Genomic DNA, 23848 nt, shown 5'->3' on the forward strand with positions numbered 1-23848 from the left:
ACCTGCTCGTGCGGCTGGTCGTGGACGACCGCGGTGAGCTGGGCCCTTTCGGCCGGGTCGACGTCCGCCGTCACTACCGGCTCCCCGTACCCGGCGGCGACGTCGGCGGTGATGGTGTTCCACCAGGCGTCGAAGTAGCCGGCAGACCAGGCGGTCACCACAGACTGGTGGCTGGTGACGGTCACTGTGTGCCCGGCGGTGGTGATCCGGGTGGTGTACGGGGGCTGTTCGGTTTCGGTGTGGTGGCGGACGGTGGTGCAAGCGGCGCGGATCTTGCGGTCCGCGTCGGCGAGGAGGCGTTGCTCGGCGGGGTCGAGTCCTGGATCGACCCCGGTGGGCACCCGGCGGTGAACCGCAAGGGCATTCCCCGGCAGGCGGTGCGGTCGAGGTTGACGACGGACAGTTCAGTGACCGTGTCGGCCGGGCCGAGCGCGGCTGTGAGCGCGACGAGGTCGGCTGCGGCCGGGCCAGAGCGAGCCCGCCTCAGCCCCGGGGTGATCCGGCGCGGGCGGGCGACCCAGTACCACCAGCACGGGCTGCCGGGCCGTGAACGGAACCGGCCGACCGGCCCCGGGTGTCCTGATGGGATGTGAGAACCCCTTTATCCCTGCGTGAGAAGGGTCAGCGCGGGCTGCGTCTGTGGCCCGTCGGCGCCGTCCTCACGCTCGTCTTCGCCTCAGCCGTCCTCATCGCCGCGGCGGTGTTCGCCACCGCTTGGGGCCTCCTGGACGCCCAAGGGCTCAAACGCGAACCCCGCCTCGACTCCAGAACCTTCTTCGACCTGGTGAAGCTCTCCTTCGGGGTGGTCGCCGGGGCCGGTGCCCTGGTCGCCCTCGTTGTCGCCTACCGACGCCAGCGGGTCGACGAGGACGGAGCCCTGCGGGAAGCCACCCGCCTGCACACCGAGCGCTTCACCGCGGCCGTCGGCCAGCTCGGCGACCCCTCCGCAGCTGTCCGCCTCGGCGGTGTCCACGCCCTGGCCGGACTCGCTGACGACGCCCCAACCCGCGCCCTGCGACAGACCTGCGTCGATGTCCTGTGCGCGTACCTGCGGCTCCCCTACATCACAGAAGCACACCTCCCCGGCGACGATGCCGACGCCCGGCACGCGTACCTGTCCCTGCGGGAAGTCCGGCACACCGTCATCCGCCTCATCCGTGACCACCTGCGGCTGGACGCCGACCACCCCCACTCCTGGCAGGGCCATGATTTTGACTTCACCGGAGTCGTCTTCGACGGCGGAGACTTCACCCGGGCGGTGTTCTCCGGCGGCATCGTCGACTTCGGCCGCGCGGTGTTCCGAGACGCCAGGGTCAGCTTCGAGAATGCGCTCTTCACCGGCGGCATCGTCGACTTCGGCCGCGCGGTGTTCCCGGACGGCACGGTCAGCTTCGAGAATGCGCTCTTCACCGGCGGCATCGTCGACTTCAGACGGGCGGTGTTCTCCGGCGGCACGGTCACCTTTGCGCGGGCAGTGTTCTCCGGCGGCGGCGTCGATTTCACGCGGGCAGTGCTCTCGCGCGGCGTGGTCGATTTCAAGGGCGCGGTGTTCTCCGGCGGCACGGTCGATCTGGTGCGCACGGTGCTCAGCGGCGGGTGGGCCGACTTCAGGCAGGCGGTCTTCAAAGGCGGCATCGTCGACTTCACGCAGGCCGTACTCTCGGGCGGCGTGATCGACTTCAGGAACGCCGTGTTCTCCGGCGGCACGGTCAAGCTGGCGCGCACGGTGTTCACCGGCGGCGCCATCGCATCCGAGGGGGCAGTGGGTGATCTCCCCCTCGGCCTGGTCGACCAGGCCGAGCCTCCGCTGCCGGACGACCCCTTTCCCGCGTGACGGTCATGAGGAGGATGACAGGGCCCGGACCTCGATTACGGCCTTCGTTCAAGGGACGAACGACGGTTCTCACCGCCACAGAGCCTTCAACCCGTGGCCCGGCTTCCGGCTGACCGAGCACAAGACGGCCCTGCCCGGCCGGTTACGTCCTTGGGCCCGTACGGCCCCGAGCGAATCTACGCTCCTCGGCGCGCTCCCGCAGAGAGAGCGAAGACGGAACCGGCCACGGAGGCGCAGGTGAAGTACCTGACCACGCTCGCGGAGAAGGTCGGCACGGAACGGTTCGACGCCGAGTTCGCCAAGGTGACCAAGATGACCAAGATGACCAAGGGCAGCGACATCGAACCGCGGACTCCCCGGCAACGGTGCTCGACCGCCGCGAAGCGGCTGACCAAGGCGAAGGCCCGCACGCTGATCAGCGCTCTGGTCGGCGGCTGACTCACTCCCGCTCGGCGCCGCCGTGGACACGCGCCCGGCACCACCCCGCTCCCTGCCAGCGCCCGCGCTCGGTGCGAACTCCGCCGCGGCGGAGCCTCCGTGAAGTACTGCGCAACGCCGCCCCCATGTTCGCCGCTCTCGAGGCGCTCACCGAATTCCTCGGACCGGACACAAGCCCTTCCGGCGGAGAACACGTGATCATCGCCCCGCTGCGCGGACGGCGGCGCGTCATCGGCGTCGCCGTGCTCCTGCGGCGCCCCCCACCGGGCCCTCTTCCAGCACGGCGCCCTCCTCATCGCGGCCCAGCTCGCCTCCTCCCACACCGCGATCACGGCCGAGCGGACCGCCGTGCGCTGGCACGGCCTCCGCCAGCAGGCACAGCCCGACCTGCCCGAACACCCCAACATCACCCCCAGCATCCGCCGCTTCGCCGCCGAGCAGATCAAGCACGCGACCGCCTTCCTCGCCTGGCTCGGCGAGCGGGACACCGCCCTCGCCGCCTGCGGCCAGGCCGACATCGACGCCTGGTGGGCCGAGAACGGCGAGCACAACCGCAACTGCCTGCGGGCCTTCCTCAACTGGGCCATACAGAGCCGCCACTGCCAACGCCCGCTCTCCATACCCGCGATGAGAATCACCCGACGGGCCGCACTCGGCGAAGACGAACGCCTGGACGTACTCGGCCGACTGCGGCACCACCGCGCTCGCGGCGTTCTGCCAGATCCTCACGCTGCGCTACCGTGCCAAGGATCGGCCTCGCCAACTACAAGGGCACCTACACCATGAAGTACTCGCTGTGGCCGCAGGTCTCCACGGAACCCCTGGGGATGCGCACGGTCGAGTGGACCTACAAGGTGGCCTCCACCACCAGGGAGACCGTCCCCGTCACCATCTCCGTGTAGTCCGGTCCCCGTCGGCGAAGCCCACACCGCTCTCGCCGCCCGGCTCCACCAGTCCCGAATCCGGCACCTCCGCCACCGTGTTCGCCCTCGGTCCGATCGACCGACCACCATGGCCACCACGCACGGCACGCTCCCGGAACGGCTCCTTCCCGCCCGCCGGGCACGTTCGGCACGGCCCGGCGGCGGTGCCGGGCGCGGGCCCGCCTGATCAGGGCGGGGGACGTCGTCCGGAACGATGTCGTACTCGGGGAACGCGCGGAGGGACAGCTCACGCAGGGCGGCGGCTGGGTTCGCCCGGAGCGGCCGGGCCGCTTCCAAGTGCGCGGCGGACGCGCGGCGGTAGCCGGACGGCGAATCCGCTGAGGCCCGCACATTCCACCCCGCCGGAGGCCGGTGAACCGCGCCGGTCCGGCTCGGCACGGTGCTCGGCGCCCTGATGCCCGGCTGCGGGCGGTGGTGAACGCGATACTGCCGCGGGCCTGCCCGACGAGAGCCGGGTCGGCCCGGCGTCCGGGCGGACGTCGTGGGCGCGGAGCACTGCCGGGGCCGTGGCGGCCGTGGCTTCCACGGGTCGCGGCCCGTCGCGCGTTCGCTGCCGCGGCCGGTCGTTCGGCGTGCTCGCGTGGCGCCCGCATCAGGGTGGCGGGTGCGGGGCGCCGGCCCTTCTCCGTGCCGGCATGTTCCCGACCGACGGGCCGGCTGCGGCCCCGCGCCGCTTCGCGACCGGCTTGCGGCCCTCGCCGTCGAGAGAGAGCACTCGCCTGATCCCGCGGCCCGGCACAACGTCTCCCTGATGCTCCGGGCGGATCACTGCTTCATGATCGTGACGCCTCTCCCTGGATGGCCCACTCGGATCGGGAACCCAGCCGAACGGGAGAGGCACAGGGCTCCCCGCCGTTCCATCCGGGCGAGGCGCGCCGCGACACCATGGTGCCGGTGGGTGCCGGGCCCTGCGCGGCCGTCCAGGCCGACACGACGCGACCTCGTGGTCGTGTTCGGTCGAATGAGTGGTTTTTAGGCAGAACGCTCTTGGCCAGGGGCGGCTGGCTGATCACAGGATGGGGAATCAGCGGGTCCTGCGAGAAATGTCATTATATGTCGGGCGTAGAGGTGGAGTTCCACAGCAGCACCGGCCTGAGGGCTTCCTTCAAGGGGGTGGTGGAACCGGACGGGGTCACCGGCCACCGGTACTCCGGGACGGTCAGGGCCACCTGCATGCTCGACCGGTCCAGCCGCGACTTCGCCAACACAGTCGCCCTCGGCAGCGGCGGGACGTCCGCCCAGTACACCTACCTGGAGAACGAGACGGCGGACTTCAGGATCGGGATCAACACCGGCGCCGGCAACCAGTTCGAGTACGGGCAGAAGGCCACGGCCGCACCGGGCGGGCCGCCCCGGAGGATCACCAAGGAGTCAAGGAGTTCACGAGTTCCCACATCTTCACAGCCCGCGGCCCATGACCCGCCGGCCAGAGCACGGACAGGACGGAACACGCGCTGATGCGGAGCACCTTCGGCTTCGCGTGTCGCGGTCATGGGACGGGACGGAACCTTTCGGCCGCACAGGGCCGTGGCCCGACCATAGGCCCCGAGCCGTGGAGTCGCCGTGCTGCTCCTCGCGGGCGATCGCGTTGGCGACCTCGCTGATCGAGCGGTTCTGATCGGTGGTGGAGGAGAGGGTGTCGGCCTCGGTGGTCTCCTCGGTGCCGGTGGCCCTGGTGGTGCCCTGCCCGTCGACGACCGCGACCTTGGTGCTCTCACCGGCGGCGAGGGCGAGGCTGTGCAAGAGGCGGCCGAGCGTGACGCCCTGGGCCGACCAGCTCTGCTCGGTGGTGACGATCATGCCCTCGGCCGGGCGGTCGTGGAACGGCAGGTTCTCCTCACCCAGGTCGATCGCGCCCGTCGGCTTCCGCGTCGGCTCGCGTTGGGGATGTCGGTGAGCACCACCGAGCAATACCGGGTTGTCTCCGTCGGGTGGTTCCGGGTGGCGGGAAGCAGATCCTTCGGCGTCGCGCCGTCGAGCATCGCCTTGTCCACTCACCAGAGCACCCGCCCACCCGTCACCCTCACGGAGACCATCGACCCGCCGCCCGCGGTGCCCGCGACGCTGAGATCGCCGCGCCCGCAGGCATCAGGCATTTGCGCCGTCCAGGTGGACCCCGTATCCGGGCGGGCTGACCCTGACCACAGGAACCCGGTCGCCGTCGGTGACCGGGCCGATTCCCGGGAGGAACCATGAGGATCAGAACCGTCCTGCTCGCCGCCGTCCTCGCTGCGGTCACCGCCGCCGGGCTGCCGATCACGGCCAGTACGGCCCACGCGGTCGGGGACGACCTGGTGTGCACCCAGCAGCAGACGGCCGACTACAACCCCCCGCTGCGTCTGGGCCTGCCCCGGCCGCAGCACGCGACGGTCACCGGGGATGTGGGCACCTGCGCGGACCTGTCGGGCAGCACCCCGTATGTGGTGTCCGGGTCCTACACCGGATCTGTGGACGGCAATCTCAGCTGCCTCGCGGGCTCCGGCAGCGGAACGCTCCACTTCACCTGGAACCTCAGCGACGGCACCCACGACACCAGCACCGTCGCGCTCGACGTGGTGGAACGCGGCGTCATCGTCGCCCATGTCACCAGTGGCAGGTTCACCGGCGACACCGTCCCGGACGCCTACATCCTGGACCCCTCACTCCACCTCCTCGACTGCGCCGGGCCCACCGGGCTGGCCAGCCTCATGCAGACCGGCACCCTGACCTTCGCCACGGTCTGACCCTCTCGCCGCAGAACCGGGGCCAGTGGTGTCGTCGATGGCACCCAGGACGGGGCGGGGACGAGCATGACTGACTCGGACCCTGCGACGACCCGACCCGACAGCTTCACCGCCTCGTCCAGCACTTCGCCGCTGACGGCGACCACCACGTCGGGACAGTCGGGTCATGTGCCCCTCGACGGTGAGCGAGTTCTTGTTCAGCTGTGTCTGATGAGGGAAATGACCCATTCCCGTTCGCGTCCTGAACGGTCCGCGCGCCCTGCGCGAAAGGAGCCCCGGCGGTGCTCCCGCGCCCGCTGGGCTCCTGGCGGTGGTGACCGGGCGGTGCGGGCGTCAACGGATCGGGGGCGGTCCTGCGGCTGTGCGATGTTGCCGTCCCATCACATCGTCATAGACCCGTGATCATGATCACGGGTCATGTTGGAGCCCATGGCGATCTCCTGCAACAGCAGTGCGGCAACCGGCGTCGACACGAGATGTCCATGACGGGTACTCATCGGCGACCGACCCGGCGCGGCGTCCTCGCCCTCGGCGCGGGGCTGGCTCTCGCTCCGGTGCCGGTGGCGCTCCTCCTCGGAACGGGGCGGACCTCCGTACGGCAGCCTCCGGCCGTGCCGCAGCCACGGACCGTCCGGAAGTTCCGTGCGACGTCGGCCTCCCCCGTCCCCGTGCCGCCGGGATGGATGGCGGGTGTCCTCCGAAAGCCGATCGGTGTGAACTTCCGCAGGGGAGGCCGGGGCGGGCAACGGGGGCTGATACTTCACGTCCAGGAAGGGGAAGGATCGCTGTTCGAGCGGTTCTCCCATCCGATGACGCGGAGTTCGGCTCATTTCTGGGTCTCACAGGCGGGCGAGATCGAGCAGTATGTGTCGGTCCACGACCGCGCCTGGACGCAGAGCGCGGGCAATCCCGACTGGGTGTCGGTCGAGACGTCCGGCTTCGCCACCGAACCGCTCACCGCGCCGCAGGTCGAAGCCGTCGCGCGGGTCTACGTCTGGGGCGCCCGCGAGCACGGCTGGCCGCTTGAGGTGACGGACTCCCCGGAGGGCAGAGGTCTGGGCACCCATGCCATGGGCAAAGGTGCCTGGGGCGGGCACGCGTGTCCCGGAACCCTACGGGCGCGGCAGCGTGACACCGTCATGGACCGCGTACGGCACTCTCTGCTCAGCAGCCGGACACCATGACCGAACCGCAGGTCAAGCGCGAGTGGTTTCCGGCTTCGGCTCGTCAGGGTGATGGTGGGTCGCCAAGGGTCGGGCCGGTGCCTGCCATGAAACGTTGAGTGTGCCGGGCCGGTGTCGACGGTGTTCGGTCCGGTTGCGGACGACGGCTTCGAGGCGGTCGAGGGCCATGACGGCGAGGCTGGCCAGGCTGCGCGTCCGGCATGTGCCCGGACACCTTCGACCGGGTCCAGGGCAGGTGCGCAGGCGGGCAGGCCCGCGCACCCCGGTGCGGCGGTCCTCACCCGGGATCGAGGAGTGCGCGGCTTCCCCTCGGCACCACCACCGTCTCAGGAACCGTCTCAGGAACCGTCGCCGGAGTCCGCCGGGCGGGAGCGGCGGCTGACGGTCATGGTGACGGGCTCGGGGCCGAGTGTGGCGGCTGCCACGGGGCGGGGGCGGCTGCCCGGTGCCAGGTCCAGGTTCCACTTGGCTGTGAGGGTGGCGGCGAGCAGGGTGAGTTCCGCGAGGGCGAAGTCGCCCCCGGGGCAGCCGTGGACACCGGCGGCGAAGGGGATGTAGGCGCCGCGCGGGGGCTGTTCATGGCGGTCCGGGTCCCATCGGTCGGGTTCGAAGGTGTCGGGCCGGAAGTACCAGCGGGGGTCGCGGTGCAGGGCGTAGGGGCTGTAGAAGAGCTGGGTACCGCGCATGATCGGGTACCCGTCCAGCCGGAGATCGTCGGCGGCGCGCCGGGGGAACAGCCAGACGGGCGGGTAGAGCCGCAGGGTCTCCTGCACCACGCGGCGGGTGTGGACCAGCGCGGGAAGGTCCGCCGGGGTGGCGGAGCGTCCGCCGAGAACGCGGTCGACCTCCTGGTGGAGGCGTCGGCGGGCCTCCGGGTGCCGGCTGAGGAGGATGAACAGCCAGGAGGCCGCCGCTCCGCTGGTGTGGGAACCGCCGATGAGGAGGGAGGTCACATCGTCGTGGAGCTGGCGCTCGTCGATTCCCTCGGACAGTGCGGTCATGGTGGGGGTGTCCCGGTTGGCGGCGATGAGGGTGTCCACCACGTCGTGAATGCGGGTGAGGGCACTTCGGTACTTCGTGCGTTCGGGGTTGGGGACCCGGTCGAGGAGGACCGCCGCCGGTCCGTAGGCCCGGCGTGCCAGCCCGGCGACGACGAGGGGGAGCTGGTGGTGGATGACGGAGCCGAACCCGGCCGGGAGGCTCTGTCCGAAGACGGTGGCGGCGACGACGTTCATGGTGACATCGGCCATCTCGGCGTTGAGGTCGATCCGCCGGCCGTCGCTCCAGCCGTCCGCCCGGGCGGCGGCCAGCTCCGCCATGCTCTCCAGATAGGTTTCCAGGCGGCTGTGGCTCAGCAGCGGCTGGACCGCGCGTCGGCGGTCGCGGTGGTGATCGCCGTTGGCCACGGCGACGCCGTTCCCGAACAAGGGGGAGGCGATGGCGAAGATCTCGCCGCGGTCGAAGCGCCGGCGGGACCCGGTCAGCAGGGACTGGACGAGATCGGGATGGTTGAGGATGTAGGCAGGCTGGCGTCCTATGCGGAACTCCACGACGTCCCCGCGGCCGCGCTGCTCGTCGAGGAAGGCCAGCGGCTTTCCGATCAGGCGCACCGCGTGGCCCAGGAAGGGAAGACAGCCGGGGGCGAGGGGGATGGGGCGGGCCGTGTGTCCGGGGGGTGCCGTCATGTCAGTCCGTTCCCGTCCCGGTGGTTCCGGGTCGATAGCGCGGTGTCTCCAGGCCCCATTCCAGATGGCCGCGGACCCAGACGAGGAGGGAGGCCGCACAGTCGTCGGCATGCGTCCGTACGGTGTCGGGCAGGCCGAGTGCGGCGGTGAGGCCGGTGAGATCCCGGCGGGCGGAGGTATGGGCGCGCATCCGCTGTTCGCAGGCGGCCGACACCGCGGCGCTCGCGGTCCGCCGGTCCTGGTGCCGGTCGTGTTCGGTGACGAGCACGAGGTTGTGGAGGTCTCCGTGCGCGGCCTCCTTGTCCACCGTCATCAGGTCGTTGGTCCAGCACACCAGGTCCGCCGCGGCGGTCAGGAGGCTCTGGTAGGGGCGGGAGTAGTAGACGCACGACGGCAGTGCGCCGCCGTCCGTTCTCTCGATCAGGTCGAACGACGGCATGATCGCGCCGAACGCGCGGCGCCAGTGGGGGAACACCTCGGGGTCGGGGAACTCTCCGGCCTGTCGGTGGGCTGCCTGCCAGACACAGGCGAGGAGGTAGTCGCTGATGTTGCGGCGGAATCTGAGCTGCCAGGCGTCTCCCATCCCGGCCGACGCCTGCGTGATGATCTCTTCCAGTGCCCGGCTCATCGGGCCGGAGGCGGTGCGGATGCCCAGGGCCACCCCCTGGAGGTCTTGAAGGTGTCCGTCGAGGAGGTCGGCGTCCCGGCCCAGGTCGCTCTCGTCGATCCGGTCGTCGAGGAGGAAGAGCCAGGCCATCCACTTCGTTATCAGGGTGAGGTCGTCCTCGGTGGCCTTCGGATGGCAGAAGGCGGCCAGCAGGCCGGGCCGGATGCGGGCCAGGTTCGCCGACTCCGCCGTGTCGTGCCCGCAGAGTTCACCCGCCTCCACCCAGACGAGCGTCTTGCCGTCGGCCGCGGCGGCGTGGGGGCTGTGCGGGGAGAGGACGTCCCAGATCGCCGATCCCTCAACCGGTCTGGTCGACACCGTGCCTCCGTTCCCCGGGTCGGCCCGCCGGGCGGACACCCCACATGCCGATCATCGCGTGGGCCACATCGGCGAACTCCGGATGCTCCAGGTGCGCGAGGGCTTCAACGGTGTCCGCCTCCGGCAGGACGCCCAGCCGGTCCATGACCGGCAGCAGCTCGGCCACCGAGAGCCGCCAAGCGGTTCCCGCCGCGTTCTTCGAGGTCAGTGTGGGGCAGTGGACACGCATTCCCACCTCGGCGAGTCCCAGGCCGAGGAGCGGTGCGGGAAAGGACCGCGCCCATCCGTCCACATCGCTCCCGAGCGTCCCGGCCAGGGTCGCGATGACCGCGCCCCCCAGGCGCCGTACCACCGGATCGGCCGAGGACGCGGCGGGGAAGAAGGAAGGATCTTCGACATGGAGGCGTCCCCCCGGTCTCAGCCAGGACACCATCCTGGCCAGTACCGCCTCCCGCTCGGGCAGATGGCACAGAACGCTGCGGGCCACGATCAGATCAAACGTTTCTTCAGGGAATCCCTGGGTTCGCACATCATGCTGAAGAACCCGCAGGGCGGGGTGCTGAAGCCCGGCCATGAACCGGATATCGGTATCGGTGGCCGTGACCTCGCCGCCCGTGCACCGCCCGGCGAGCCACAGGGCCACGGTCCCGGCACCCGCGCCGATCTCCAGACACCGCGCTCCCGGCGGTAAGGCCCATTCCGACAGACTGGCTTTCGTCACAGGGTCGCACACGGCGGCCAGGGCTCTGAGGCGATCCATCTGTGCGGGGTGGCCGGAGGCGAATATCTCATCACCGTAATCCGGAGGATCGCTGTCGGCCGAGCATCTCCTGCGCATCCGACACTTCCTTCTCGATAAAAGGAACATATGCCTGGTGCTCTGAATCCCTGGCGCGTATGCCGGGGGTACCGACGGCGCGCCGCGCTGGTCTTCGTGGTGCGGTGCGCTGGTCTTCGTGGTGCGGTGCGGTAACGCCCGGGCGCCGCCATGTTCCCGGGTGTGCCGCATCGCCAAGGGGTGAGTCCCTGTCGATCAGACCAGGGCAGTCGATCCGTGTCAATGGCATCTATCTTGTTCCCGCCCGCGGGCAGCCGGGGTGATGTTCGGTCATTCCGGACATTGCTCGGTGAGTGGCGGGTATCGCAGCCGTGCTCCGCGCGACAGGGGCGTCATTGACAGGGAACCTGCGCAGGTGCATGGTCATGCTGCTGCCGGACTCCATGGCCTTTGCGCAAGCACCCAAGACATCAGGGACGCCCGAGGAGGCGCTGAATGACAGCGAGCGCACAGACGAGGAAAGCGGTCGTCGTCGGCTCCGGAATAGCGGGAACAGCCGCCGCATACCGGCTCCGGCAAGCAGGCTACGACATTCTGCTGCTGGAACAGGAGAATCACCTCGGTGGCCGCATGTCCTCGTACACCAAGGACGGCGACGGCGCCCAATACCGTATCGACCGGGGCGCGAGCTGGCTTTCCCACAATTACCGGCCCATGATCGAACTGCTGGAGGAGACGGGACTCGCCTCCCGCATGCTGCCCTGCTCCAATGAACTGGGCGTACTCCGTGACGGAAGAGTCCACCGCCTGTCCTTCGTCCGGCCATCCGATCTGCTCCGGACCCGGCTGTTCGGATGGCGGTCCAAACTGAAGGCCGTGAACCTCCTGCGTGACCTCGGGACGGCACGCCGCGTGCTGCGCTGGCACGACATGTCGAAGGCCGCCGGAATCGACACCGAAAACGCCCGGGACTACGCCCTGCGCCGACTCGACCGGCCCCTGCTCGACTATCTGGTGGAACCCCTGTGCAGCACCCAGTTCCTCGTCCCGGCCGAGGAGGTCGCGGCCGTCGGGACCTTCTGCATCATGTGGGGCACCTTCGGCGCGGCGAGCTTCACCTTCGACGGCGGCATCGGCCAACTGCCCACCCTCCTGCTCGACCTGCCCCTCATGCGCACAGAGCGGACCCGTGTCGAGACGAACGCACAGGTGACCGACGTCAGGCCCGACGGGGACGGCGTTCGCGTCACCTGGGAGAGCGGCGGAACCCGCCATACCGAGAACACTGACGCCTGTGTCGTGGCCGTCCCCGGACCGGCCGCGGCCGGGATCGTCGCCTCCCTCACCGACGACCAGCGCTCCTACCTCGACGGACTCCGCTACACCAGCGACGTCCACGTCACCTTCGGACTTCGCGAGGCACCCCGGGAAACCGCCCTGGGCATCTCCGTTCCCCGGGTGGAACATCCCGACCTCTGCGTCGTGCTGTTCGAACACAACCTCGGCCCCGGCCGGGCCCCTGCGGGCCGGGGCCTGGTCACCCTCCTCTTCCGCCACCACTGGAGCGCCGAACGTCTCGCCCTCGACGACACCCGGATCGTCGACGACTCCCTCACCGCTCTCCGGGAGACGCTCCCCGGCCTCGCCGCCCATATCGTCGGGCACCGCGACATGACCACTGTCCAGCGGTGGGACAGAGCCGTCCTCGCCCGCCCCGCAGGCGGCTACCGCGACCTCGCCCGTTTCACCGGCAGCCTGGACCCCCGGTCGCCGATCCAGCTCGCGGGGGACCACTTCTCGTACAGCACCACCAACGCGTCGATGACCACAGGGGAACAGGCCGCCCGGCGTATCATCTCCGCCGCCGGTCCGACGACATGAACCCCGGCTCGGGGACCGGCCGGCCGACGACAGAACCACGCCTGGGGGCCGGTGGGAGTACCAGCGGGCGGGTCCTGCTCAGGCACCGGCGCCGTGGGTGAGGCCGCGGAGAGCGAGCAGACCGGGGCGGTCCGGGCCCGGATTCGCGGCGGCCAGCGCTCCGTGCGCGGTACCGGGCTGGTACCCGCCCGGTCACGGTTCACGGTTCCCACAGCGGCCGGCGCGGCCGGTGCCCCCGCGGTGGAAGCACACGCCGGCCCCCGATGCGCGATGAGCACCGACGGTGTCGGGTCCGCCGGACGCCGGCCGGGCTTTCGTCTCCCGGGGTGAAGGAGTGCGCCCGTTGAACCGCGAGGCAGGACACAACGCCCGGTATCAGCGTGCGTGACGGGTGCCATCAGATCGGTGTATTGGTCTATTCACCGTCGGGTGCAAAGACTGGGTCGGGTGCAAAGACTGGTCGGCGTCCCCTCGGGGGGAGGCGGCGGGAAGAGGGCCACGCCGGGAGCTGGTTGGTGGAGGCCAATGCGCCCGAATCACTCCTTCCTCAGGGGCGGTCGGGACTTCGGTGGATGTTCGAGCCGGGCGGTGAAGGTGTGTGGTCCGTCCGGAACAACCTCGGTGGGGAGTCTCATGCGTGACACCACAGGTGGCGGCACCGAACCGGCGGACGAGCCCATTGCCGTCATCGGTCTGTCCTGCCGTTTTCCCGGCGCCCGCGACACCGACGCGTTCTGGCGGCTGCTCAGCACCGGAACCGACGCGGTCGATCAGGGCCCCGTGGAACGCACGGGCGGCGGGGCGAGCCGCGCCCGGGGTGGATTCCTGGACCAGGTCGATCGGTTCGATCCCGCGTTCTTCGGGATGAGCCCGCAGGAGGCCGACGCCACCGATCCGCAGCAGCGGCTCGTCCTGGAGGTCGGCTGGGAGGCGCTGGAGAACGCCGGTGTCCGGCCGGACGGCACCGGACGCCTCGGTGTGTTCGTGGGTGCCATGTAGGACGAGTACGCGTCCTTGACACGGGCGGCGGGACCCGACGGCCTCACCCGCCACACGGCCCCCGGGGTCCACCGTGGCGCCATCGCCAACCGGCTCTCGCACGTGCTCGGCGCGAGCGGCCCGAGTCTGGTGGTGGACACCGGTCAGTTCTCCTCCCTTGTCGCCGTCCATCTGGCCTGCGCGAGTCTGCGCGGCGGTGAGTGCGACACAACCCTCGCCGCGGGCGTCAACCTGCTGCTGGGGCCGGACAACTCCCGACTGCTGGCCGAGTGGGGCGACCTCTCACCCGATGGTGTCTGCCGTACCTTCGACGCCCGGGCCGACGGATTCGTACGCGGTGAGGGAGCCGCCGCGCCGCTGCTCAAACCGCTCTCCTCCGCGATCGGCGACGGCGACACCGTCCTGGCGGTCATCCTGGGGTCCGCGGTGAACCGGGGCGGCGATGACCCTTCACCACGCCCGGCACCGAAGCGCAGCGCGCCGTTCTCCGCGGTGCCCGCCGGGCGGCCGGGGTCAGTGCCGGTGACATCCAGTACGTCGAGCTCCACGGCACCGGTACCCCGGTCGGTGACCCCGCCGAGGCCGCCGCGCTCGGCGCCGAACTGGGTACGTCGCGAAGCGCCGACGCCCCGGTGGTGGTGGGCTCGGTGAAGACCACCATCGGTCATCTCGGAGCCGCCGCCGGTGTGGCCGGCCTGGTCAAGACCGTGTTGGCGCTGCGCCATCGCGCGATCCCCCGCGACCCTCCACCATGAGGTGCCGCACCCGGACATCCCCCTCGACGAGCTGCGGCTGACCTTCCCGGGCGGTTACGGCCCTGGCCGCACCCCGAGCGGCGGCTCGTGGCGGGCGTCAGCTCCTTCGGCATGGGCGGCGCCAACTGCCATCTGATCCTCGCGGAGGGCCCCCCGTCGTATCCGGAGCCGGACCCAACCCCGGCCCGCGAAGACGCCGTCTCCTGCCGTGCCCTGGGTGGTGAGCGGCCACACCAGTCGGCTCTGCGCGCGCAGGCGGACCGGCTGTCCTCCTTCGTGGCCGGCTCCGCCGAACCGCCCCCCGCACGACCGGTCTGCACCCCTCGGCAACGGCCGCCTTCGCCCCCACAGCGGCCGCGCTCGCGACCCACCTCGACACCCTCCTCGTCGACCGGACCGGCGGCCCGGACGGCCCGGCAGACGCCGGTCCCGCCGCCCGGACGTCCCCCATGGCTCCCGACGACCACCGCGTCGCACACGCCGACGGCCCCTCCGCCCCCGACCGCACACCGTTGCCCGGGGACCGGCCCCGCCCGGACGGCCACCCGTCCGGGCCGCTGACGACGCTGTTCCGGGAGGCCGTCGCAGCGGGCAGGACGGGTTCCGCACTGCGACTGCTCGCCGGCGGCGGATCTGCGCGCCCCACCGGCCGGTGCGGCGCCGACACCCCGCCGTACGCGCCTCACCGACGGCCCGGCGGAGCCCCGGCTCGTGTGCTTCCCCTCGCTCGTCTAAGCCCTCGCCCGGCCGGAAGCGCGCGCCGACGACACGAGCGCACTCCGAGACGGTCCTTCGAGGCATGCCTCGAAGGATCATCAGCTACAGGTCCCTGTGAGCTAGAATTACAAATGGCACGGGCTGGATCCCCTGCACTGGCACATCCCGGCACAGACCCCCTGCCCCCAGTGCCCCGAGGCGAGCAGTCCCGCCGCCCCGGAACGACTGGTCCCGGTCGCCGCGACCGGCGACACAACCGCGGCGGAGCCTGCGTGCCGATCACGACCGAGGACATCAACTGGCAGCCCCGCACGGCCCTCCAGGCCCTCGCGGCGTTAGAATTGCTCAGCAGCCGCCTGCGCGAGAGCGGGGACCAGCGTGCCGTCTTCATCGACGTCTACGCGGTCATCACCCGCCGGGTGGTCAACGTGATGCACACCGAGGACCACGCCGGATTCCTCAACCCGCAATGGCTCTCCGAAGTGACCGGCCTGTTCGCCGAGGAGGCCCTGGTCGCCACCCGTCGCTCTCTGCGCGGCGAGCCCGTCACCGCTTCCTCGTGGCGCTTCGCCACCCACTACGCCGCACACCGGCTGACGCTGCCGTGCCAGAGCGCGTTGCTGGGCATCAACGCGCACATCAACCACGACCTGGGCTTGGTCGTCCACAACTACCTGCGGTCCCACCACGAACGGATCGACGAGGCCCAGATGCGCCGCTACCACCACGACTACCAGCAGGTGAACCGACTCCTGGAGCAGTCCCTCGTCGAGTGCGCCCAGCTGCTGATCGACCGCTACCACTGCCAGGTCACCACCGGTGTCCGACGCCTGCCCGGCGTCCGGCAGGCGGGATTGCACGCATTCATGTCGATGCTCGTGTCCTGGCGCAACCAGGGCTGGCGGGACGTCCTCGCCCTGTGGCACGACCCGGACGAGCAAACGCAGTCCCGCACCCTGCAACGGATCGACCAGCGGGCGGGGCGGATCGCCCAGGCCATCGTCCTGGGACCCGCGGCGGGTCAGTGGGTACGTGGCCGCCGTCCACCCGTGTCCCTGCACAGCGCGTCCTTCTCCACCGTCCCCTGGTGATCGATCCCCGCGACTGAACAGACCAAGGGCGGCCAGGGACGGCAGACAGAGGTCACCATGTCCCTGCTGCGGCCACCGGATCACACAGGGCCCCCATCGCCGGGCAATTCCGGCAACAAGAAGCCGTGCCGAACATGCTGCCGTACAAACGGCGAGAGGCGGGCGGCGTCTTGGCCCCGGACCCCGGGTGGACTGTTGAGCCGATCTCCAGCACGGCGCTCCCCGGCACCCGCTGAAGGCAGTACCGCAGCACCCCCCGTACCGTCTCCCCGGCCGGTGCGGCGGAGCCGGAGGCGGCGGTGGGGCGAGGACCAGTCCAACGCGGCGTGAGCGGGCGATGTCGGCCCGAGAGCTGGTCCATGCAGGGCGTTGTTCCCACGGGGCGAAGGTACGGTGCAGTGCCTGGTCCGGGTTGAACGGGGGGGTTGATACCGCGGTGTCCGATCCGGCCGCCGGTGTACTCCAGCTCTCCGTCGCGGGTGCGGAAGTACAGGACGCCGTCGCCGCGTTGCACGGCCGCGATGTCCTCTTCCAGTTGCGCCGGTTCGTCCTCGTCGCCGGGTTCCCCGTCGTATTCGCTCCAGGTGAAGGTACTGACGGAGACGAGGGTGGCGCGTCTCCCGGGCTGTTGGTGTGGACGGGACCGGCTGTGAGCAGGCTGTCGCAGAGACGCGGGATACCGGCGGGGCGACCCAGCGAGGCCGGGGGCCGGTTCACCGGGCAGAGCTGGAAGAGTTCTTGAGGTCCGCGGCCTGCGGGAGGACGGGCGGCACGGGCCTGGTCCGGGCCGGGGAGGCTGGGGGCCTTCGCCCGGCACGGCTGCGGGGCGGCATGGCGGACCGGCCGGTTGGGGGTGTCACACGAAGTGGCCCAGGCGCTGGTGGACGCCGCCCGGAAACACAGGGTCCGGCCAACGCCGGGACGGACCGCCTTCACCAGCAGCAGGAGAGCACCGAGCAACGGATGGCCCGCAGGAGGATCATCCCGGTGTGCCGCCCCGCTGGCCGACGCACCGGCTGAAGGAAGATCAGCGGGGAATGGCCGGGCTGCCTTGTCCACGGCGGCCACCACGGGACGCCCGGAACGACCCGCCCGGTGACGGAAGATGACGGCGGCGGCGGGAAGGAGGACAACGGCGAAACCGCCGGCAGCCCCGACCAGGGCCCTGACCCTCGTCCAGGCCGCCGCTGACCAGCTTCAGCCCACAGCGGGCGGTTCGGCGTCCGCCCGTGACCGTTTCGGCCTCACCACCACGCCCAGCCGGATCGAACGCGGACCCTGCCCTGCTGGCGATGGTGAGCGACTCGCTGGAGCGGGTCGTGGACCGCTGCGAGGCTCTGGGGCCGCGGCCTTCCGGTGGGCGGGACCCGGCTGCGGCGGAACCTGCTGCAGACCCTCGTCGCCGGGCAGCAGCCGCCCCGGGCCCGCGACCAGCTGTTCCGGCTCGCCGCCCGGGCCACGCGGATGATCCGGCCGCCGGGGAACCCGGCTGTGCCGTTGTCGCCCGTGCCGCCGTTCGCGCCGGGTCCGACCCACCCATACCCCGGCTCGGCACGCCGCAGGGCAGGTCCGGGACCCGGCCTTGCGGCGGGACGGCGAGGCGGCGGGGGCCCGAAGGGATCACACTGTCCGGAAGGACAGAGACCTGATGATCCGTCAGTGTTGTGGCGGCGAGGCGGCGGGCTGTGAACCTGAGCCGGATCAGGCCCGTGGAAAGGTGCGGCCCCCTCGGGCACGCACAGTCCACGCGACCTCCTTCGAAGGACAGCCATGCTTCAGCGACTCGTCCCGGCCGCGCTCACGACGGCGGCGGCCGGCCTCTCCCTCGTACTCGGCGCGGCAGGCACCGCGGACGCGACCCCCGCACACGAACGGATCGGCGTCGGCGCGTTCCGAGTGGCCATCGTGTACGAGCACGCGAACTTCGAGGGGGCCGCTCTCTCGCTCTACGCCAGCGACTGCGTGTTCAGCCGGTCCTGGCGCAACCTCCCGCACGAGTGGAACGACCGGATCAGCTCGATCAGCATCGAGCACGGCTGCTCGATGGTGGCCTACGAGCACTGGGACATCAGCGGCGCGCTCACCCGCTACCGGCTGCTGGCTCCCAACCTCGGCACCGAATGGAACGACCGGATCAGCTCCCTCGCGTTCATGCCATGACGACTCGGGCGCACCTCCCCACGCACGCGGTTCGGGGGGTGCGCCCGCGAGGTGCTTCCCGCGCCAAACAGAGCCCGCCGAACACGCCGCAGCCGCCCGGGCCCTGGACACCACCCACCCCACCGCCCCCAACCACCACCTGCTCCGCGCCCTCCTCGACGACGGCCGCGGGCAGTTCGAGGACGCCCTGGCCACCCTGACCGACCAGACGCACCCCTCGCCACTGCGGATCACCCCCGGCTACCTCCCCACAGCCCTGACCGGCGCTCCGCCCCGGCCCGGCGGCGTCCTGTGGTGGTGGTGCCGGGCAGGGCGTGGGGGGCAGTGAAGGCCCAGGTGTCCAGGGCGGGCAGGAGCCGGGCGGGGTTGAACGGGGCGTGGGGCGGGGATGGGGTGCCGGGGTGGTGGGTGACGTGTGCGGTGGTGGCCTGGGCGAGGTCGGTCAGGAGTTCGGCGGGGCCGCGGTAGCGGGTGAGGTCGCCGGGGTCGGGCTGGGCGAGTCCGAGGTCGGCGGCGGTGAGGTGGTGGCCGCACCGGTCGGACAGGACGGCGGCGATCAGGTCGGGGACGGGCGGGCGGGGGCGTTTACCGCCCAGCCAGCGGCGTACCCGTGATCCGTCGGTGCGGATCTGGGGGTGCCCGGTGCGTACCGCGTGGGCGTTGACGGCTGCGGCGAGGCCCTTCTTCGTGAATCCGGACCGGTCGAACCAGTAGGTGAGCGTCGGCTCTCCACCCGGGTGCTGAGGCGGCATTGGTCGGGGCCCTCCACCGTGCGTGACCAGCGTGCTGGGGCACTGCCGACGGTAGCCCACCCGAGACTGCCCCGGGGCGCTTCCCGTGGTGCGCTCCCCTTCGCTCCCCCCCGGTGCGCCCCGTCGCGCGCGGGGCGAGTGCCCCGGGCCCGCTCCCTGTCTTCGCTCGCCGGGGCCGGTCGAGACTGCTGGTCCAGGCCGGGCACGGCGCACTCCCCCACAACACCTGGCGCCGCCAGGGCGGTCTGGAGTACGCGGCACCTGTTCACCTCTAGATGATCAATTCCAAGGGGTCGCCGGACGCTCGTAAACGGTTTTGCTCCGGCGGATCGGCCTGCGAGATTGTGGCCATGAGTGACGCGGTTATCCGTCGGGCCGAGTTCGACGACGCGCCTGCGCTGGCAGCCATGCGCTGGCGGTTCAAGGTGGAGGACGGCGGAGATGAAGTCCCGCAGGACGAGGAGGGGTTCACCGCTGGATGCGAGCGGTGGCTGCGTTCCCGGATGGCCGGGCCGTGGCGTGTCTGGCTCGCGGAAGTGGACGGACGGCCTTGTGGTCACGTGTTCGTGTGTCTCGTGGAGAAGGTCCCGAGTCCCTACCCTGGCTCCGACGCCCTCGGTTACGTGACGAACTTCTACGTCACCCCGGAACAGCGCAACCGGGGCCTGGGCAAGGCCCTGCTCGACGAGGTCACCCGCTATGCGCGCACGCACGGCCTGGATACGTTGATCGTGTGGCCATCCGAGCGCAGTGCGCCTCTGTACCGGCGCTGTGGCTTCGATGGACCGGACGAGCTCCTCGAACAGCCTGTGGCGCCCAGCTGAGCGATCTCTCGCAGTGACTGCGCGGACGATGCGAGGGCGCCCAAAGTCAGTCTGTGACGAACAACCTGGACACCCTCGCGACCGCACTCTATGTGAAGACCGACAACCTGCTGAAGGACTCGCCGCAATTCGCCCCGCAGCGTCCGACCGTGGGCATCATGCCGCAGCTCAGCGACGCGGAGCTGGTGACACTGGCGATGATGCAGGCGATGCTGGGCTTCACCTCCGAGGCCCGCGGGCTGCGTCACGCCGGCGCCCACCTCCGCCACCTGTTCCCGTACCTGCCCCAGCAGCCCGGCTACAACAAGCGGCTACGCAAGGCCGCCGAACTGATCCGCTGCGTCACCCGGACACTGGCCCGCGACACCACGCTGTGGAGCGACGACGTGTGGGTGGCCGACTCCACGCCCGTCGAGTGCGGACGCTCCCGAGAGACCGTCAAACACTCCGACCTGGCCGGATGGGCCCAGTACGGGTACTGCGCCAGCCACTCGCGTTACTTCTGGGGGCTGCGGCTGCACCTGGTCTGCACCCTTCACGGTCTGCCGGTCGCCTTCGCACTCTCCGGGGCCAAGGCGGACGAGCGCGAGACCCTGCTCGACCTGCTCGCTGTCGAGCCCCGTCTCACCGCCGAGCACCCAGGACAGACACTGATTGGAGACAAGAACTACTTCGGCCGCGAGTTCGAGCAGCGGCTCGCCGACTTGGGCATCCGCCTCCTGCAGCCGGCCCGCGAGGGGGAGCCCCAGCGGGCCGGATCAGAGCTGTTCAAACCACTGCGGCAGGTCATCGAGTCGGTCAACGAGACCTTCAAGGGCCAGCTCGACCTCGAACGACACCGAGGCCGAACCCCCGGCGGGGTAGCCGTCCGAGTCCTGCAACGCATCCTCGCGCTCACCACCGCCGTCTGGCACAACGACCGCACTGGCCAGCCGACCATGCGCGCGCTCACCGCCTACGACCACTGAACCCCTTGGAATTGATCATCTAGTAGGGGCGGAATGGGGAGGCGGAACGACGGACCGGATTCGATTGGATCGGCGGCCGGTTCCGGCAGGTCGGCGGGCTGAGCTGATGGGATCTGCAGCCAGGGGCGGAATCGACCGATTCCGCCCCCGCTCGCCGATTGATCGGGAGGAGCGCCTCAGAACAAGTGGGCAGGGTCAGTTTCTGGTCGGGGACGAGGTGACCAGGAGGCTGCTGACCAGACGCTGGGTGGTGTACGGGCGCCAGACAGGGGCGCTGGCGAGTGCGAGGTCCGGTATCCGGTCCACCAGCGTGGTCAGGGCGATGGCGAGTTCCATGCGGGCGAGCTTCGCGCCGATGCAGGTGTGGATGCCTTCACCGAAGGTGAGGTGGCGGGGCATAGCGGGACGGTCCGGGTCGAAGGTGTCGGCGTCCGGGAAGGCCTCGGGGTCGCGGTTCATCGAGGAGATGAGGAAGCGGACAGGGGTCTGCGCCGGAACGGACACGGTACCGATGGTCATCGGCCGGCTGGTGGTGAGGTTCGCCGAGTTGATGACGTGTGGGCTGCGGTAGCGCAGCGCTTCCTTGACCCAGGCGTCGGGCCGTTCCCGCAGGGCCTGGATGGTGTGGGGGTGTTCGAGGAGGGTGAGCACCGCCAGGTCGATCGCGGCCAGGGACGAGGTGTACGACGCCCACCACAGCAGCCAGCACAGCCGGACCAGGTCGTCCATGGAGGCGGTGTCCTGCATGCGGGCAAGGCGGTCGAAGCCGGAGTCCGGGGTGAAGCGCCGCCGGCGCAGGCCGTCTTCCACGTACGCGGCCAGGGCGCGGGAGGCGTCGTCGGCATCCGCGAGGGTGGCGGGGTCGGCCTTGGGGTAGAGCGCGGAGAACATGCGCCCGGGAAGGGCTGCCAGCAGGTCGAAGTCCTCGTCGGGGATGCCGAAGACGATCGCCGCGGTCCGCTGCGTGAACGGCAGCGAGTACATGCTGTGCAGATCCGCCGCGTCGCCGTGGGCCGGCTTCTCGGCCACCTGGTCCGCGAGGTGCCCGGCTGTTTCCCGGACCTGGGCGCCGGCTCGCTTCAGCAGGTCGGGGTCGAAGGCGACAGCTCCCATCCGGCGCAGGTCCGTGTGCTGCGGGGGCACAGTTTTGATCAGGCTCTGGTTGTACGTGTTCAGGGTGTGGGAGCTGCCGTCGCCTTCGGCGGCGTCGCGGATGTCGGGGTTTTTGAGAAGCGCGGAGTCGCGGTAACAGGATAGGTACACCGTGCCGTCGGGGTCGAGATGGACGGGACGGTTCGCCCGCAGCCAGTCGTAGAAGGGGTAGGGGTCGCTGAGCTGCTCGGGGCGGGCAAGGGTATCGAACAAGTCGAGTGCATCTAAGGAAGACATGTGGACTCCGTATCTGCTGTCAGGTCGCGGGCGGGCCGTCTGCTGCGGGCTCATCGCGTACCGCCCACCGTTCCAAGTCCGCCCAGGTCGGCATGGCCGATCTCCAGGCGGGAGGCGAGGCTGAGCTTGGCCTCGCCGTAGGGGCGTACGTGGCCCCAGAACAGCGGGGTCAGGCCGCGCCGGTCGGCCGGCCCGAGCAGGCCGGACCATTCGGGTTCGGCCAGGACGCCTGCAGCATCAGGGTGTTCACGTAGACCAGGCTGGCCTGGAGGATGCGCAGGCACAGCGCGGCCATCTCGAACTCCTCGCGCCGGTTGCTGGAGATCTCCCCGCCCTTGCCGTAGCAGATCACCGCGTTGGCGCGGTTCCATGCGCACCGGCTGCCGCCCCATGGCCCCGCATCATGCCGGACAACCTCAGGTCACCGCGGACAAACGGCCAAAGATCACCCGCATTTGAGGCTCATAACACGGTCGTTAACGGCACCCCAGTAGGCGCGCAAACTCCTCAGCGGCGACCGCAGACCCGGAGCCCACTGGATGCCCCACGTCATCGGCGTTCTCGGGCTCGGCCAGGGGGCCGGTGCCCCCTGCCCGCCGGGCGCTGCGGTCGATACTGTGGAATCGATCCTGGCCCTTGGGAGGAACGGAATGGACCGTCGCAGCTTCCTGACCGCCTCGGGCGGCGGGGCCCTCGCCTTCCTCGGCGTGCCCGACGCCGACGCCGTCACCCGCCGAGTCCGCTCCGCCCCGAAGACCGCCGTGAAAGTCGGCCGGGGCGAAGTCGCCGCCATCGGGCAGATGGTCACCGTCCTCGGCGACAGCTCCGCCGAGTACGGCGGCGGCCACGCCCGCCACCTCGCCGTCAGCTACCTCACCCACAACGTCGGCCCCTGGCTGAACGGCCGCTACACCGAAACCACCGGCCGCGGCCTGTACGCGGCCACCTCCCGTCTCGCCCACCTCATCGGCTGGATGAGCCAGGACGAGGACAACGAAGCCGCCGCCCGCGACTACTACGTCCACGCCTGGCGGCTCGCCGAGGAGGCCGGTGACGCCGAACTCGCCGCCATCGCCCTGCGCGGCCTGACCGTCCTCGCCGTCGGCCAGGGACCCCGCCGCTCCGGCCGGGCACTCGCACTGGCGCACAAATGCATGGACAGTGCCCGGGGCCTGAGCGACCCGCGGGCCACCGCCTACTACGAGGCGACCCTCGCCGAGGCCGCCGCCCTCGACGGCGACCACCGCCTCGCCACCCGCGCCCTCTCCGCCTCCCAGACCCACATCGAGACCGCCACCAGCGCACCCACCGGCACGTCCTGGGCCTCCTACTTCACCATCGGCCGCTGGCACCAAGACGCCGGACTCATCCTCGCCGGCATGGGCGACCTGAACGGCGCCCAGGCCCAGCTCCACCAGGCCCTCGCCGTCCACGGCCTCGACCGGCGCCGCAGCCGCGCCAATGTCCTCGGGCACCTCGGATCAATCCGCCTGCGCCAGGGCGACCTCGACGGCGCCCTCACCGCCTGGAACCAGTTCCTCGACACCGCCGACGGCGTCCGCTCCGCCCGCGTCCGCGACAGCGCCGACGACCTGCGCACCCGCCTCGCCCGCTACCCCCACGACCCCGACGCCCGCAGCCTCACCGAACGCGCAGCCCACCTCCTCGCCCGCCCGTAGCGACCCGGGGCCGGGATGGGGGTCGGCGGGCAGGCCGTGCGCGGCTGCGTGCCTGCGGCGGC

19 protein-coding genes and 3 pseudogenes are annotated in these 23848 nt (G+C 70.8%); 14 read left to right on the forward strand and 8 right to left on the reverse strand.

All coding sequences use genetic code 11. The features are described from left to right. Positions 1-700 precede the first annotated feature (700 nt). Together CRV15_RS29655 and CRV15_RS29660 are read left to right on the forward strand one after the other, a co-directional pair. Positions 701-1834, forward strand: a complete 1134-nt coding sequence (locus tag CRV15_RS29655) for a pentapeptide repeat-containing protein (protein ID WP_249042866.1) — start codon at positions 701-703, stop codon at positions 1832-1834. A 237-nt stretch (positions 1835-2071) separates the two neighbouring features. Beyond that, entirely contained in the window at positions 2072-2272 is a 201-nt protein-coding gene (locus tag CRV15_RS29660) for a hypothetical protein (protein WP_009999042.1), read from the forward strand. Positions 2273-2500: 228 nt separating this feature from the next. On the opposite strand, the gene CRV15_RS36380 is transcribed toward CRV15_RS29660, so the two are convergent. Next, positions 2501-3001, reverse strand: coding sequence for a hypothetical protein (locus tag CRV15_RS36380; protein ID WP_174391453.1), 501 nt, complete (start codon positions 2999-3001; stop codon positions 2501-2503). A gap of 11 nt (positions 3002-3012) precedes the next feature. On the opposite strand from CRV15_RS36380, the gene CRV15_RS36115 reads away from it, so the two are divergent. Then, positions 3013-3174: a hypothetical protein gene (locus CRV15_RS36115; RefSeq protein ID WP_003954597.1), complete on the forward strand. Its 162-nt coding sequence runs from the start codon at positions 3013-3015 to the stop codon at positions 3172-3174. A gap of 1095 nt (positions 3175-4269) precedes the next feature. Beyond that, a complete protein-coding gene (locus tag CRV15_RS29670; RefSeq protein ID WP_003954599.1) occupies positions 4270-4674 on the forward strand; it encodes a hypothetical protein in 405 nt (134 codons plus the stop codon). On the opposite strand, the gene CRV15_RS29675 is transcribed toward CRV15_RS29670, so the two are convergent. Continuing rightward, a complete protein-coding gene (locus tag CRV15_RS29675) occupies positions 4615-5127 on the reverse strand; it encodes a hypothetical protein (RefSeq protein WP_003954600.1) in 513 nt (170 codons plus the stop codon). The genes CRV15_RS29670 and CRV15_RS29675 overlap by 60 nt on opposite strands. A gap of 281 nt (positions 5128-5408) precedes the next feature. Between CRV15_RS29675 and CRV15_RS29680 the strand changes: the two genes are divergently transcribed. Next, positions 5409-5939, forward strand: coding sequence for a hypothetical protein (locus tag CRV15_RS29680; RefSeq protein WP_003954601.1), 531 nt, complete (start codon positions 5409-5411; stop codon positions 5937-5939). A gap of 683 nt (positions 5940-6622) precedes the next feature. After that, a complete protein-coding gene (locus CRV15_RS37040) occupies positions 6623-7123 on the forward strand; it encodes a peptidoglycan recognition protein family protein (RefSeq protein ID WP_269075813.1) in 501 nt (166 codons plus the stop codon). A gap of 338 nt (positions 7124-7461) precedes the next feature. On the opposite strand, the gene CRV15_RS29695 is transcribed toward CRV15_RS37040, so the two are convergent. From CRV15_RS29695 to CRV15_RS29705, 3 genes are read right to left on the reverse strand one after another with little or no spacing between them, the layout of a single operon-like run. Beyond that, on the reverse strand, positions 7462-8808 hold the full coding sequence (locus CRV15_RS29695; protein ID WP_003954605.1) for a cytochrome P450: 1347 nt from the start codon (positions 8806-8808) through the stop codon (positions 7462-7464). A gap of 1 nt (position 8809) precedes the next feature. Continuing rightward, a complete protein-coding gene (locus CRV15_RS29700) occupies positions 8810-9793 on the reverse strand; it encodes a (-)-delta-cadinene synthase (protein WP_003954606.1) in 984 nt (327 codons plus the stop codon). Further along, positions 9774-10802, reverse strand: a complete 1029-nt coding sequence (locus CRV15_RS29705; protein ID WP_003963030.1) for a class I SAM-dependent methyltransferase — start codon at positions 10800-10802, stop codon at positions 9774-9776. The genes CRV15_RS29700 and CRV15_RS29705 overlap by 20 nt, the downstream gene beginning before the upstream one ends. Positions 10803-11066: 264 nt before the next feature. Here CRV15_RS29705 and CRV15_RS29710 point away from each other — a divergent pair, with 264 nt between their 5' ends. From CRV15_RS29710 to CRV15_RS29740, 5 genes and pseudogenes are all read left to right on the forward strand, one after another. Beyond that, positions 11067-12452: a protoporphyrinogen/coproporphyrinogen oxidase gene (locus CRV15_RS29710; protein WP_003954608.1), complete on the forward strand. Its 1386-nt coding sequence runs from the start codon at positions 11067-11069 to the stop codon at positions 12450-12452. A gap of 633 nt (positions 12453-13085) precedes the next feature. Beyond that, a pseudogene (locus tag CRV15_RS37045) lies at positions 13086-13772 on the forward strand (beta-ketoacyl [acyl carrier protein] synthase domain-containing protein); the annotation flags it as partial. Between the two features lie 191 nt (positions 13773-13963). Then, a pseudogene (locus CRV15_RS37050) lies at positions 13964-14206 on the forward strand (hypothetical protein); the annotation flags it as partial. 989 nt (positions 14207-15195) lie between these two features. After that, positions 15196-16014 (forward strand): DUF5995 family protein, encoded by an 819-nt coding sequence (locus CRV15_RS29730; protein WP_009999054.1) that lies wholly within the window; start codon positions 15196-15198, stop codon positions 16012-16014. Positions 16015-17784: 1770 nt separating this feature from the next. Continuing rightward, complete coding sequence (locus CRV15_RS29740) at positions 17785-18174, forward strand: beta/gamma crystallin family protein (protein ID WP_003954617.1); 390 nt, start codon at positions 17785-17787, stop codon at positions 18172-18174. Between the two features lie 230 nt (positions 18175-18404). Here the strand turns inward: CRV15_RS29740 and CRV15_RS29750 are convergent, their stop codons facing one another. Further along, positions 18405-18926 carry a hypothetical protein gene (locus CRV15_RS29750; RefSeq protein ID WP_009999055.1) on the reverse strand — a complete coding sequence of 174 codons (522 nt, stop codon included), beginning with the start codon at positions 18924-18926 and terminating at the stop codon, positions 18405-18407. 275 nt (positions 18927-19201) lie between these two features. On the opposite strand from CRV15_RS29750, the gene CRV15_RS29755 reads away from it, so the two are divergent. After that, entirely contained in the window at positions 19202-19750 is a 549-nt protein-coding gene (locus tag CRV15_RS29755) for a GNAT family N-acetyltransferase (protein WP_003963035.1), read from the forward strand. A gap of 53 nt (positions 19751-19803) precedes the next feature. Beyond that, positions 19804-20718 carry an IS982 family transposase gene (locus CRV15_RS29760; protein ID WP_003954622.1) on the forward strand — a complete coding sequence of 305 codons (915 nt, stop codon included), beginning with the start codon at positions 19804-19806 and terminating at the stop codon, positions 20716-20718. Between the two features lie 195 nt (positions 20719-20913). Here CRV15_RS29760 and CRV15_RS29765 read toward each other — a convergent pair whose 3' ends face one another. Continuing rightward, on the reverse strand, positions 20914-22083 hold the full coding sequence (locus CRV15_RS29765) for a cytochrome P450 (RefSeq protein ID WP_009999056.1): 1170 nt from the start codon (positions 22081-22083) through the stop codon (positions 20914-20916). Positions 22084-22157: 74 nt separating this feature from the next. Beyond that, positions 22158-22456 (reverse strand): annotated as a pseudogene (locus CRV15_RS37985) (Tn3 family transposase); the annotation flags it as partial. Between the two features lie 190 nt (positions 22457-22646). Here CRV15_RS37985 and CRV15_RS29775 point away from each other — a divergent pair. Next, complete coding sequence (locus CRV15_RS29775) at positions 22647-23786, forward strand: NsdA family TPR-like regulatory protein (RefSeq protein WP_003954625.1); 1140 nt, start codon at positions 22647-22649, stop codon at positions 23784-23786. Positions 23787-23848 lie beyond the last annotated feature (62 nt).

The sequence above is a fragment of the Streptomyces clavuligerus genome, assembly GCF_005519465.1.
Classification (GTDB): Bacteria; Actinomycetota; Actinomycetes; order Streptomycetales; family Streptomycetaceae; genus Streptomyces; species Streptomyces clavuligerus.

Excerpts from the sequence above, each read along its gene's own strand:
- CRV15_RS29705 (WP_003963030.1), bottom strand. The coding sequence starts at position 10,802 with ATGCGGCACACCCGGGAACATGGCGGCGCCCGGGCGTTACCGCACCGC.
- CRV15_RS29710 (WP_003954608.1), top strand. The coding sequence starts at position 11,067 with ATGACAGCGAGCGCACAGACGAGGAAAGCGGTCGTCGTCGGCTCCGGA.
- CRV15_RS29680 (WP_003954601.1), top strand. The coding sequence starts at position 5,409 with ATGAGGATCAGAACCGTCCTGCTCGCCGCCGTCCTCGCTGCGGTCACC.
- CRV15_RS29755 (WP_003963035.1), top strand. The coding sequence starts at position 19,202 with ATGATCAATTCCAAGGGGTCGCCGGACGCTCGTAAACGGTTTTGCTCC.
- CRV15_RS29775 (WP_003954625.1), top strand. The coding sequence starts at position 22,647 with ATGCCCCACGTCATCGGCGTTCTCGGGCTCGGCCAGGGGGCCGGTGCC.
- CRV15_RS29750 (WP_009999055.1), bottom strand. The coding sequence starts at position 18,926 with ATGCCGCCTCAGCACCCGGGTGGAGAGCCGACGCTCACCTACTGGTTC.
- CRV15_RS29670 (WP_003954599.1), top strand. The coding sequence starts at position 4,270 with ATGTCGGGCGTAGAGGTGGAGTTCCACAGCAGCACCGGCCTGAGGGCT.
- CRV15_RS37040 (WP_269075813.1), top strand. The coding sequence starts at position 6,623 with ATGGCGGGTGTCCTCCGAAAGCCGATCGGTGTGAACTTCCGCAGGGGA.
- CRV15_RS29695 (WP_003954605.1), bottom strand. The coding sequence starts at position 8,808 with ATGACGGCACCCCCCGGACACACGGCCCGCCCCATCCCCCTCGCCCCC.
- CRV15_RS29740 (WP_003954617.1), top strand. The coding sequence starts at position 17,785 with ATGCTTCAGCGACTCGTCCCGGCCGCGCTCACGACGGCGGCGGCCGGC.